11 protein-coding genes are annotated in these 12,764 nt (G+C 49.7%); all 11 read left to right on the top strand.

Going from position 1 to position 12,764, the window contains the following annotated elements:
• The first annotated feature begins 64 nt into the window (after positions 1 to 64).
• The gene (locus MKZ07_RS14515; protein WP_341026311.1) at positions 65 to 784 is read left to right on the top strand and encodes a metal-dependent hydrolase; all 720 of its coding nucleotides are present in this window, start codon (positions 65 to 67) and stop codon (positions 782 to 784) included.
• The gene (locus MKZ07_RS14510) at positions 724 to 1,245 is read left to right on the top strand and encodes a hypothetical protein (protein WP_341026310.1); all 522 of its coding nucleotides are present in this window, start codon (positions 724 to 726) and stop codon (positions 1,243 to 1,245) included. The genes MKZ07_RS14515 and MKZ07_RS14510 overlap by 61 nt, the downstream gene beginning before the upstream one ends.
• A gap of 199 nt (positions 1,246 to 1,444) precedes the next feature.
• The gene (locus MKZ07_RS14505) at positions 1,445 to 1,576 is read left to right on the top strand and encodes a hypothetical protein (RefSeq protein WP_341026309.1); all 132 of its coding nucleotides are present in this window, start codon (positions 1,445 to 1,447) and stop codon (positions 1,574 to 1,576) included.
• On the top strand, positions 1,573 to 3,981 hold the full coding sequence (locus MKZ07_RS14500) for a hypothetical protein (protein WP_341026308.1): 2,409 nt from the start codon (positions 1,573 to 1,575) through the stop codon (positions 3,979 to 3,981). Before MKZ07_RS14505 ends, MKZ07_RS14500 begins: the two co-directional genes overlap by 4 nt.
• Entirely contained in the window at positions 3,982 to 6,054 is a 2,073-nt protein-coding gene (locus MKZ07_RS14495) for a hypothetical protein (protein WP_341026307.1), read from the top strand. It abuts the gene before it with no gap.
• The gene (locus tag MKZ07_RS14490; protein WP_341026306.1) at positions 6,020 to 7,873 is read left to right on the top strand and encodes a VirB4 family type IV secretion system protein; all 1,854 of its coding nucleotides are present in this window, start codon (positions 6,020 to 6,022) and stop codon (positions 7,871 to 7,873) included. Before MKZ07_RS14495 ends, MKZ07_RS14490 begins: the two co-directional genes overlap by 35 nt.
• A 13-nt stretch (positions 7,874 to 7,886) precedes the next feature.
• The gene (locus MKZ07_RS14485) at positions 7,887 to 8,990 is read left to right on the top strand and encodes a M23 family metallopeptidase (protein WP_341026305.1); all 1,104 of its coding nucleotides are present in this window, start codon (positions 7,887 to 7,889) and stop codon (positions 8,988 to 8,990) included.
• 1 nt (position 8,991) lies between these two features.
• Positions 8,992 to 9,243 carry a hypothetical protein gene (locus MKZ07_RS14480; protein WP_341026303.1) on the top strand — a complete coding sequence of 84 codons (252 nt, stop codon included), beginning with the start codon at positions 8,992 to 8,994 and terminating at the stop codon, positions 9,241 to 9,243.
• A 343-nt stretch (positions 9,244 to 9,586) separates the two neighbouring features.
• On the top strand, positions 9,587 to 11,401 hold the full coding sequence (locus tag MKZ07_RS14475; RefSeq protein ID WP_341026300.1) for an FtsK/SpoIIIE domain-containing protein: 1,815 nt from the start codon (positions 9,587 to 9,589) through the stop codon (positions 11,399 to 11,401).
• Positions 11,402 to 11,703: 302 nt separating this feature from the next.
• Positions 11,704 to 12,186: a hypothetical protein gene (locus tag MKZ07_RS14470; RefSeq protein ID WP_341026299.1), complete on the top strand. Its 483-nt coding sequence runs from the start codon at positions 11,704 to 11,706 to the stop codon at positions 12,184 to 12,186.
• Positions 12,187 to 12,234: 48 nt separating this feature from the next.
• A complete protein-coding gene (locus MKZ07_RS14465; RefSeq protein WP_209988173.1) occupies positions 12,235 to 12,735 on the top strand; it encodes a hypothetical protein in 501 nt (166 codons plus the stop codon).
• The last annotated feature ends 29 nt before the right edge of the window (positions 12,736 to 12,764 follow it).

The following is a 12,764-nucleotide window of genomic DNA, read 5'->3' as shown; positions in this document are numbered from 1 at the left end:
ACCTGAACTGCTTCAAGCGTTGAAGCGGTATTTTGTGCTGTCCGGAAAGGAGGTGAAATTCAAAATGAATCGACAAGGACATATAGGAATGGCGATTTTGGCAGGTTCGGCAATGCTCTATGTTTCGCCATCTCTGCCCATCGTACCTGCTGCCGTATTGATTGCCGCTGCGGGCATCGGCGGGCTGCTGCCGGATCTGGACCATAAGACCAGTACGGTTAGTAATAAGCTTCAGTTCTCTGCAAGGACGCGAAAGAAACTGAAGGGATTATCCGCTTTATCGCTGGGGATGGGAATATTATGGTTTGTCCTACATCAGCCGATGCCCTGGATATGGGCAGCATCAGGCTTGATTCTCGCCTTAGCCTCTCGGCTACGTGTGCTCCTCCTAAGCGGTCTTGGACTGCTGCTGCTTACCGGATATGAACTTTACAGCCTGCATTGGCTCACGCTGCTTACTGGCGTTGCTTTGCTGGTAATGCCATTTGTTAAGCATCGCGGGATTATTCATAGTCCGGAGTTTGCTGGTGCCTTGAGCCTTGGCGTAGTCTCTTTTACCGCGACACAGCCGGTTCTGTTCCAAGCGCTCGGCTTAGGGTTGCTGGCAGGGTGGTGGTCGCATTTGGCGGGGGATGCAGTGACGGTGGAGGGCATTCGTTCTGCGGTTCTCCCAAGGCTGAAGGTGGCGCTGAATCTGTTGCGAAATGGAGGGGCTGCCGAGCGATGGATCGCAAGAAGCTGCTGGCTCTGCAGTATCGCACTTTGGGTGATCATATTCTATTAAAAATAGAAGGGAAGAATAAAATGAAAATTAGAAAGACAGGGACCCTCATCATGATGGTCCTATTTAGTATGTTTATGTTGCCGATGTTGGCCTATGCCGATGACAATCCAATTACTAAAATCAAAGAAAAAATGAAATTCAACTGGAAAGTACTCGATGGATTGGATTTTGTATTTACGCCGATTGGACTCGTAATCTCCTTACTGACAATAGCCACACTAGTATTTGTTATCGTTAAAGTCATCATCAAACTGGTCAAGATCAGTACCGGTAAAGGGACCATTAAAGATAAGTGGTTTTGGATTGAAGCAGGTCTGCTTGTATTTATTGTATTCCTCTTCATCAGCGGAGCGTTCTTCAGCTTCCTCGAAAATATCTATAACTGGACTTCTAAGCAAGATATCGGAGGCACGACAACAACGTTCATCCAGATGGTGGATCAGTACCGTAACTGGTCCTAGTGGCTAAATGATGAAAGACAATGACTATATCTCAAAAATGAAAAAAATGTACACCGTTGACCCAGATGTGGTAGATGATTTGAACTGGTTTTTGGTTTTGGCAGGAGCTGCTGGGACGATACTCTGTGCATTGGCCTTAGCGTATTGGCTGATCCGATTTTTTGGGTTCCTGTTTTCGGTTAGCCGGGGGGCAAGAAGCTTGAAGGAACCAAAGTTCTGGAAGCGGATGGCGGTAGCGCTCGGGCTGATTCTGTTATTCATGACGGGATCAATCTTTATGCTGCTGTCACAGTTTTACGATTACATGGCGATTTGGGGGTGGGGAGGTTGAGACAACGATTTCGAGTTCTGGCAGTTCTACTGCTACTTTCGCTTGGTTTCACGAGCAATCTGATGACGATAACGGTTCAAGCATCACCAAGCCAAGCCATTGCTATAAAACAGGCGGATGTGCAGATCGCTTCTGCATTACCACAACCCACCTCAGTACCGTCAAGTGCAGAAGTACCTGCGGAGCGTGAAACAAGCTGGTACATTCCCGGCTGGGTCGATGATATGATTCAAAAAGTCGATGAGATGATTCAATCGTTTAAGGATCTCATGTCCGGCAAGCTGATCAAGGATGCGATAGAAGGGCTTGTTGTTCTCCTGGTGGACGAGCTCATGTCCCCTCTCTATGATGCCTTTGCCCAAAGCTACTTGTTTACACCGCAAATTGCGGAAATCGCAATGGTGCAGTCAGGCTGGTCGCTGTTTATGATCATTGGCTTGGTGCTTCTGTTTATCGGTATTTCATGGTTAACCTTTAAAATCATTCAAGGCAAAAAGGACCTGGGCAGTTTGCTCAAGGTCTTTTTAGTTTGTTTTGTTGCTACGTATTTCTCGCTCACCGCGCTGAATATCGCTAATGTCGGCATCAACTGGATCGCCAGCAAAATGTTCGAGGGGATTATCGGCACAAGTGGCATTGCCTACGAAGGCTTAGAGGGACAGCAGATTCTGAAAGCGATGATAGTCGGTGCCAATGGAATTACAGATGCCGCGTATGCCGCCCAGACCCTCGGTGAACTGACCGTATCCACCAGCGGCGGGATTTTTAATCTGCTCAGTTATTTGTTACTGGTCGTATTGCCCCTTTATGTGGTTGCTGTACTCAAGACGCTGGTACTCATCTTTATGGCGATCCTGGTCAATCTGTGGATTACGCAATCGGCCTATACCGGGAAAATGGAGACGCTGCTCGGGTTTACCAATCTCTATCTGCGGACACTACTGGTCGGCCTGATCTGCGGTTTGCATTGGGCGATTTTTGTGAAAATGCAGACGGATTACGGCGAGGGGGAAGGGTTTTGTGCGGCGTTAGGCATACCGCCCATCATCTTTGCGATTCTCAGTGCGCTCGCGTTACTCGTGTTCTTCTTCTTTTTCTGGTTAAAACCGCTGATAAAAGCCGTGCAGCATCCGGTGACACTGAACGGAGCACAGGTTCTCGATTCTGTGGGGAAATGGGGAGAACGGACGTCAACATCTCTGGATTCCATGGGCAAGCGGATGGGCTCGGAAGGCGTACAGAAGAAGGCACTGAGCATGCAGGAAGCCAGTAAGCGGATGCAGCAAGCAGCAGATCGGATGCGTACTCAGCGCAGTGTAGGCAAAGACAAATTGGCTTCCTCACTCAGCGGCGGGTTATCTGAATCAGTGCAGGGTATCGCCTATCTTGAGCCGGAAGAATGGCTTCAAGAGGGCGGTCAGATCCATGTGGATGCTCTGCAAGAACTGGAATTTGGAGAGTCTGAAATCAAATCTTCTGCGCTGAATATCTCAGAGGTGCTGGGAGACGAAGGGTTCCGCAGTGTTTCCTTGTTAAAGGCTCCTGTGGCCCAGCGTAAACTGCTGACAGAGAAACTAAGTACCCTGAAAAAGGAATACCAGGAAGATGTGCAGTGGGATGAGGATACCGGTGAATTGATCCTGGCCGGGCAGACCCTAGATATGCTGCCACAGCTGGTGCGGGAAGGATTCGATGTCTCTGCGGTCCGTGAGGGGATGTATAAGGATGGAGCGTTCGTGGATCTGAATGGTACAGCACAGATATCACTACTCACCGACTCCAAGGAGGCGGAACACGCAGCGGAACAGGTTAAAGACGCCTTACCCCTCTATACACAGGCGAAGCTGCCTCAAGGTAAGGCTGCATCGGCCTACCATACGCTGCAGGAACGTGCCGATGAATATCCATGGGCCAAAGACCTGCTGCTGGAGCAGGATGTGTTATGGTTGCCGGATGATCATCTGGAAGAGGCTACGGAAGTGCTTGAGGGGATGCTGGCCCAGACGACCCGGAAGATCCGGGTGAACTTTCCGCGTCACTCCCGGTTTGCGGCCAGCATGATCGCGGATTGGGAACGTTCCGGTACAGTAGAGGAGCTGGCAGAAGTGCTGCAGCTGGCTAAAGATGAATCCCATGCCTATATACCTGAAGAACATTACAGTGAATTTCAGAAGAAATATGAGAGCTACCGGAAAGGCCGCATACCTTACTGGCGTGCGAAAGATGGTGCAGTCTATGTCATTAAAGACCGTGTGCCGGTTAACTATGGACAACCGCCGCTGGATGGTCTGGATATGGGCAGTTTTGAACAACTGCAGAAAGAAATGCTACATCGTCATGAACGGCAGCGGAGTAAGGAAACACAGCATTCGAGCACGGCGAAAGCCAAAGGGCAGGTGAAATAAATGGATCAGGAACAGCAGGAACGGGAAGAGGAGCTGCTGCGCGCAAGCTTTATGGGCGATATCCGTGAGGATGTAGAGTTTCTAGGATTGTCGCTAAGAGATATTGGCTGGATCGTAGGGACCACGCTCGTGATCGGGGGCTTCCCCTTTTTACTTCCGTTTCCAGTGGTATTCAAAATGACCTGGATCGTAGCCATCTTCATGACTAGCACACTGGGGCAATGGCTCAAGTGGCCGTATCGCCTGAAGCGCTATATGCATGATGCACAGCAAAAGAAGGAAGGAGCCGGGGAAGACCTCGGTTCCTTCCTTGGCGTGGAGGAAGATGGCTGGCTCTACCGCAGCGGGAAAACCTTGCATGTAGTGTCTTCGTTATCGGCATCCCCGTGGAAAACGGCGGTGTATGCAGAGAAACGGACGCGGATCGGCGGCTTTGAACAGTTTCTGCGTGCCATGGTGCAGGAAGGCTTCTCAGCACAAATCTCAGCGGAGCAGATCCCGGATGTTCGCCTAGAGCTGTGGAATCAGAAACGAAACCATCCGGCGAAGAGTCCAGGCATCCAGGCGATGAAGCTGAACCGCATCGAGATGTGGGAGCGGCTGGCCAGAGACGGAAAGGCACTGCGCAGTGAATATACGCTGACCCTCACGACCTCGGAATCGAAAATCAAGATCAGGGAACGGGCAGATGAACCGGCAGAGCTGAATCCGGACGCGCTGAAACGTTTCCGGCTGCTGAGTGAGCTGCAGGAGAAAAAGGATCGTGTGCTCCATACGCTCACTTCGCAGGGTGGGCATAGCACATCGTTATTATCCGGCTTTTCGTTGCCGGAGATTGTGGGGCGCTGGTGGGACCGCACTGCATGGGAGGCTTGGAAGATGAATGGAGATTCATGGGCTGAACCTGGCCCATATGAAGTGTCCGAAGACTCGGACCCCTTAAATGAGCAGGAGTTAGAGCAGGGAGTACTTGAAGCGCAAGGCGAAGCACCAGATGAAAAGCGTTCGTTATTCAGTCCATCGCTAGTCAAGTTCATTCAGGACGATCCACCGGTGGAGGACCACGTGGAGAATGAAGCCATACCAGGTATTCAGGAGGATAAGATTCCCGGACCATTGGTGATCGAGGATGTGGTCCCAGGGTCGTCCTGGCGAAACACGCTACAGCTTGGGAAATGGCCTATAGCCCGATGGCTACAAGGCGGTAAACATGGATTCTCCGTTCTTCGAGCAACCTGGAGTACAAAGCTTTCCCCTTGGCTTGCCAGGTGGATACGGAAATTCCGCGCGGGCCGGATAAAGGTTAGAGCGCGAACGGTTGAACCTCCAGCAGCCGCGAATGAGTACACGCCGGATAAGTTAAGCGAAGAAGGGATTCTGCCACCGAAGCTTCCAGCATCCGGAGTAAGTCAACTTCAAGGGATTATATTGCTGACCTCACCCATACCCAGCGGCAAGTCTTTTCTGGCTGCGAATCTTGGGGTAGCAGTAAGTCTATCCGGTACTGCCGTGAGCATCATGGATCTATCGCCGGATCAGGGAACCCGGACAGTGCTGAATCCGCTGCAGCAACCTTCAGAACTGGACGCCTGGGACAGCTGGTCCGGGAAGGCTGCTGACTGGCTACTGTTTACCCCTACACGTTATCCCACCTTGCAGGAAGTGGAGCAGCTGCTTCAACACCGGGCAGCGGAAGACGAACTGGTCATTGCGGAGGTCCCCTGGAACTACCCAGAACGGGAGGCACTAATGCAGCGGTATCGTACCATTGCAGTGCTCGATTGTGATTACCACCATTGGCTGCGCTTCACTCAAGCAGCCCCGCGCTGGGAAGGGGAATTCTGGCTGAACCAGAGTACCCCGGACATGGTTCCCCGGATGGCCTCTCTGCTTAAGGAGCAGTATCAGCAGACGTATACGGCAGTTTATCCGTACATTCCATCGGCAGCCTACAGCTTGTATCAGGGCCGGCCACTGGCGTTTGATCCGGAGAAGCGTAACTTACTGAACATACACGGAAATAGAGAGGAGACCAATCATGAGCCTGCTCAGACATACGAAGCGGTTAGTTAAACAATGGAAGAAGCAGTCCCGGCAACTGGTGGTGAACATGGTAGACGGCAAGGATGGGAAGACCGGCCATTATGTGCGGGTCCTCATGGTTCAAGAGTATCCGCCAGAGATCATCGCCGGGTATCTGGATCAGCTGGATGGCATCGTTACGCATGCCGGTTCTACCTTACGCAAAACGATCCGGTATGCGCAAAGCGATATCAAATTCAATACTCGGATGAAATACAAGCTGAACCGGTTAACAGCCAGTATTAAGGATCAGAGTGAAACGGACCCGGCACGGAATGCAGAGATTGCCGCGAAGGAGACCATCTTAGCCTTGCGGGATTCCACGCTGTCCAGTGATCACAAGCTGGTCGAAGTGCAGACCTTCTTAACGATATCCGCACCGAAGCAGCACCAGATCGAGGCGGCAGAGGCGGGGCTGAAGCTGTGGTTTGATAACATGTCCGGGAAGCTCAGCGAACTGAAGCGTGAGCAGCAGGAGGCGATGCGTCAAACCGCCCCGGCCTTTGACCCCTACAGTGATCACAGTGAATTTTTCAACAAGACCCATTATGGGCGGGTCACGACTGATTCGGTCGCGGCACGCACCTACCCTATGACCAGAGGCTCGTTCTCGGATAGTGAAGGACTGTATTTTGGTCGCCGGACCGAAGACGGCGGCTTTTGTTTTGTGAATTTATGTGATCCGGATGATCCCCGGGCGCAGAACGTGACCGTGTTCGGCAAGACCGGCGAAGGCAAAAGTTACTTTCTGAAGGCACTGGTGGTCTCGCTGCTGGAAGAAGGCGTGCATGTATTTGTCTTTGACCTGGACGGCGAGTGGCGGGAGCTCTGTGCCTATGTGGGCGGCGTGTATATTGATCACACCACCGAAGAAGGACGTTATTTTGAACCGCTGACGATTATGCCTGCCATCACAGAGATTGATGAGGAATGTGCGCAGTATAATCGCTCCCGGTACAAGATGGCCGAGAAAAGCGGCGTGCGCACCTTCTCGCTGCTTGGGGAGAATCTAACCCGTCCAGAAATCTTTGAAGTAGGCGAAGCCATTCGCAGAGTCTACCGTGCCGCAGGGATTGAGAAGCAGCAGCCGGACACCTGGAATGCACCGACCGGTCCGAAGCCGACTATTCATGCGGTGTTCGCGGAAATTGAAGAGGCGGCTCACAGCAATGCCGATGCCAAAAGCTTGTATGACAAAATCAAAATCTATTTCATCGGAATCTACGATGATATCTTCCAAATCGAAGAGGCCTCCAGCTTTGATCAGAAAGCGCCGCTGGTCGTCTACCGGGTCGGCTCCGGCGAGGAAGACGAGTCCAAGAAGGATGAATCGGCAAAACAAGCACAGATCAAGATGTCGATGGCCTTTGAACAGGTCAATGCGAACATTCATCTGCTCAAAATTGCCGGTGCTCACTTTTCTGCCGTGCTGGTGGACGAAGGGCAGCGACAACTCCAAAATCCGGAGCTGCGAAGTTATGTGTTTAGTTGGTATACCGCGATTCGTAAGCAAAATGGCATGATGATCCTGGCAGGCAACTCCCCGGCCATTATGCTGGATACCGCCAAAGGTGTAGGAATGTGGGAAAACACCAGTGTTCGTGTGTATTTTTACATGGAACAACAGGCAGTGCGATTGCTGTCCTCGCATGCAGATCTGTCACCTGAAATTCAGGAGCTGATTTCACAGAATGAAGGCACGCAGCGCTACATCTTAGAGAACCACAAACGCTACGATGAACTGATCATGCATGTCCCTCCGGAAGAACATGTCCTGTACAAAACACGGGGACTGAAAACCGCAGGGTAGAGGAGGGGGACAGATGGAAGTCAGTAAAAAGGCCAGGGAGATGAAAAAAATCATCGGGCTGCTTTCGGCGCTCAGTTCCCCCGGAATCGGTTTGGTGCTGATATTTCTTGGATTGGCTACACTGGTGGCAATGTTTGTCTTCTTGCCATTCATGATCTTTTCCGATGCCGACAGCTACAAGCCACACTCAGCAGGCCAGTATGCTTCGATGGCCCCTGAGCTAGATGTGGATGGAACAGCATACGTCTGGCCCGCGCCGACCATTGACCGGATCTCTTCAACGTTTGCTTTGCGTGATTTGTTTGGCACCACCCGAATGCACAAAGGGATTGATATTGCCAATGGTGCTGCAAATACGGAGCTACAGCCCATCTATTCCATGGCTGGAGGGACAGTGACACTCGCTGGAGCAGCTAGTGGGTATGGTCAGGCGATTAGGATCGATCACGGCAATGGGCTAGTGACCACCTACGGGCATTTATCTGCTCAGATGAACGTAGCGGTCGGCGATGTGGTGAGCAAAGGGCAGCTGATTGGCAGAATCGGACAAGGGATTGTCGGACGCTCTACCGGCCCCCATTTGCATTTTCAAGTGGAACGCAGCGGGGGGCCGGTTGATCCATTGGAGTATGTCTTTGCTCCAGGTACGGAGCTGCCTACACTGCCGATTGAGCTGGGGTACCGGCCTTTGAACATTCCATATGTGATGCAGTTTTTGGAGAAACGAAAATCAGCATTGGCGGATCATAATCTGCTGCAAATGATTGATATTGCGGGACGCACCAAAAATGTCTCTCCCTATCTGCTGATTGCCATTACCGGCCAAGAGCAGTCTTTTGTTCCGAGGAACAATAACCACGCCTCGGAAATTATCCGCAATCCGTGGAATGTGTTTGGCTGCTGGTGCAAGGGGAAAGGTGCGGGGCTCTCAACCGGTGAGGCTGCGCAGATTGCGGCGAATACGATCATTAAGCTGTCTCAGGATCTTCCGGCCGGAAGAGATCCAATCCAGTGGTTATCGGCCAAAGATAATCCCCGAGGCTACTATGCAGAAGATAACGGATGGTGGATCGGCGTATCCAAGTACTTCAAATTGTTAGTTGCGGGGAGTGGTTGAAATGAATTTAACAGTTGTCATTATCGCAATTCTGCTTTGGGTGTTTTACAAGAAAGGCGGCAATGGCTTACCGACCTGGTTAGTCAAAGCGTTGGGCGTGTTTTTGGTGATCATGCTGCTGCGCAATCTGAATGAAGCCTACCACTTTGTATTTGATGAGTCAGATGCGTGGTGGCCTCTCGTGAAAGAAAATGCGGCGCGGTTGAATCAGCAATTGAGGGACTTATTTCAAACCATGATGAAAGGAAGTTGAGAACACAGTGAGCACTCCAGATCCACCGCCAAAGGAATCCTTTGGACAGTTCGTGAATCGCCTGACGGTCTTGGCTGCGCTGGGAAGTGTAATCGTATTATTTCTGGAGCCATCGCCAGAACTCAGTCACTTGGCACAAACGGTGCTCCGGTATGCAGTCACATTATGGCTAGGTATTGTGGGTGTACCCCATATTGCGCGAGTGGCTTGGAAGCATCGGAAACGCATGGGTCCATGGCTTATCCAGCTGCGGAAAAGGATTCGAAACCGGGAATGGAGATTGGGGGCATCGCCAGCAGATACTTTGCAGAGTAAGCTGCCAAATGCCGGGGGTGTAGAATCGATGCCTTCTGTAACCGAGAGGGGCGAACTCAATCATAGGCCGGTTGTGATTACAAGCGAACAGAGTGTTCAATCGGGACCCTATGCGCTATTCCCGCTGAACCCTCGGCCGCATTCTTCTTCTACATTATCGGCAGAGCAGGCATCGGAGCTCATCTTCAATACGGTCCAGTTGGCAGGACTCAAGATGGAGGAACCGCCAGAAATTCTGTCCATCGATGCGGGGCCAACGCTACAAACCATCTCCTTTCGATTGCCGGCCCGGCTGCAGCTCAGTGATCTGGTTAAGAAAAGAGATGATCTGGCGAACCATATCGGACATGACCGGAGTTTCGCGGTGACCTCATCCCCGTTTTCAAGTGCAGCAGCCTTTATATTGCCCCATACCGAACGGGCATTTGTATATATGAGTGATATGGCAAATGACCTGAAGGTGTTTGCTCAAACGGCTGAACTGCCTATGGTGTTCGGGAAGGATATGTTGGGGAAACCGATCCTGGTGGACTTAGCCAAATTACCGCATTTGCTTGTGGCAGGGGCAACCGGCTCTGGAAAATCTGTTTTTATTAATGGGCTGCTAACCTCATTAGCCTCTACCCGATCACCAGAGCAGGTTCAGTTTCTGCTCATCGATCCGAAGATGGTCGAATTTACGATGTATACCGGCTTGCCGCACCTGATCTCCCCGCCAGTCACTGATCCGACACGGGCGGCATTGACACTCAAGAAGCTAGTGGTGGAGATGGAGAAGCGCTATAAGCGTTTTGCGGAAGCCGGTGTACGAAACTTGCTGCAGTACAACCGGAATCATCCGGGGGATCAGATGCCGTATATCGTGACAGTGATTGATGAATACGCCGACCTGATGGTCATTGCCCGTGCGGATGTGGAAGAAACCGTGCAACGCTTGACCCAAATGGGACGAGCTGCGGGTTTACACCTGATCCTGGGGACTCAGCGTCCCAGTGTGGATGTTGTGACCGGTGTGATTAAATCGAATCTGCCGTCCCGAGTAGCTTTTCATTTGCTGAGTGTCTATGATTTCAAGACCGTCATGGACACAGGAGGGCCACATTTACTCGGTGGCGGGGATGGAATCTGCATGCTGAACGGTGGCGGACAGAAGAGATTCCAGTCGGCAGCAATCAGTGCTGATGATGATGAGACAACCCGGTATATTGAGGAGTTGAAGCGTTATTGGCGGAATGAAATGCGGCTCCGGAAAGTAGATCCAGAAACAGAGGGGAATGAAGATTCTTCTTTGCTTAGAGGAATAGCTGATGAGGAAGTCCATGAGCCAATCGATGGTAAGGATGAACCGGACGGACCGACACCACTAAGCGTGGCTCCATCAGGGGAGTGGGCGGATCTGGTGGAAGAGGAGGTGCAACCAATAAACGAGAGTGTGTACGATCAGGTCATTCGCTTGGCGCGGGAACATAACGGTGTATCCGGAAGGCTGCTGCAGCATGCGCTGAACGTTGATTATGTGACCGCAGCCACCTATGTGGAACAACTAAGTAAAGAAGGAAAAGTCGCACTTGAGTATGATCCGGAAACGGGGTTGAAGCCTTGGCTGGTGGATACTCGGGAGAGTGATGAAGAACTTCTTCTGAGGATGCAACGAATCATTTGCGAGACAGGCTCTGCAAGATCTGCTGAACTGCAGCAAGGACTTGGAATACGTAAAGAGAAAGTGCTCCAGTTAATGAGTCAATTGGTGAAATCGAATTTTTTATTTTCTCCAGTAAGTTCTAAAGCAGGGTATACGATTGCATGGAGCAACGAGCAAATTGAGCAGTTTTTAAAAGGATAATTGTTAGTTTAATGAGTCGGTTATAGGAGAGATACGGTAACTAACTTGAGCCTTGTGAAAATTAATTCGACATTCTTCAGCATTTCGTTTCACTGGCCTACACCATCTGATATTTCAAATTTGTCCACTTTAAGAACTTTCATGTCAATCAATATAGCAAGGCCAGACTATTAATATGGGATTTTATATAAAATAATTAAAAATATTGACAGTAAGAGAACGTGAAGTTATATTATTTTACAGAGGGTAAAAATGGAAAAAAATATCCTCTAGTAATAAAAAAATATAAAGGAGGATATTAAATGAAAAAAAGGAAGGTTGTCACTTTGCTCCTTGGTAGCGCTATACTTCTCTCGCCAACAAATGTGTTTGCATTAAGCACAGACCAAACTATACCTTTAGTTGTTTTTGATACAGCGCAACTTCAAGAGAAATCTTTTGAACCGGCAAATACTAATACGGGGGCAAAGTTGTCAGCAGCACTCACACCACACTGGACTGCCAAGACTACTGTTACTTATAATTCTGGAGCAACTTCAGTTTCAGATTCCTTCACCGACAGTAGTAAGCGAACTAGATTAACAATTGATCGAATATATGCAAAAGTCAAACTGTATGAGGATGGGGGTCATATAGGGAGCGCTGAGGATGATCAATCCAACTTGTCTCATGCAGGTGCACAATTTGGTAGTGGGGCTAGTGCTTCAAACACAGAAGCTTATGGTGCACATAAATTTGAACATGCCGGCTTTCAATCTTGGTACCCAGAAACCTTTGATACCTAAATTCTTTTCATTTTATTTAAAACAAATAATACTAAAGGAGTTTTGTATATGAAAAAGGCATTAGCATCTATTGCTATTATCTTGTTCTCTGTTTCTTCAATATCCTTGCCTGCAAATGCTTCTGGGAATGATATTATTCCCTCAGCAGTAGTAGTAGATACAGAAAAAGTACCACATAAAGAATTTCAACCTCAATTGTTAGATAATCAACAAAATACTCTTAAAGCTGCTGCAGTTGGTCCTCACTGGGTAGCAGACAGTTCATGCGATGAAGGTTATTTTAGCGATAATGTATTGTCATACTCTGCATCTTACACAGATAGTACAAAAAGTACTAGAAAACAAATAGATCGAATTTATGCAAGATTGACAGTGTATAACGAGAAGGCCTTTGCAGCATCTGGAACCGATGATCAATCCAATTCTTCTTATGCTGGTGCAACTGCGTCAGTTCATTTCAATCCATGGGAAGATGGAGAATCATATGGTACTCATAAATTTGAACATGCTGGTTATCAATCTTGGTACCCGGAAACTTACGGAGACTAAACATAACTACAATAAGCAAATTGGCTATT

This window comes from Paenibacillus sp. FSL P4-0338 (genome assembly GCF_038002365.1).
In the GTDB taxonomy this organism is placed as follows: domain Bacteria; phylum Bacillota; class Bacilli; order Paenibacillales; family Paenibacillaceae; genus Paenibacillus_AQ.
This window is presented reverse-complemented; position numbering and strand designations above follow the sequence as displayed.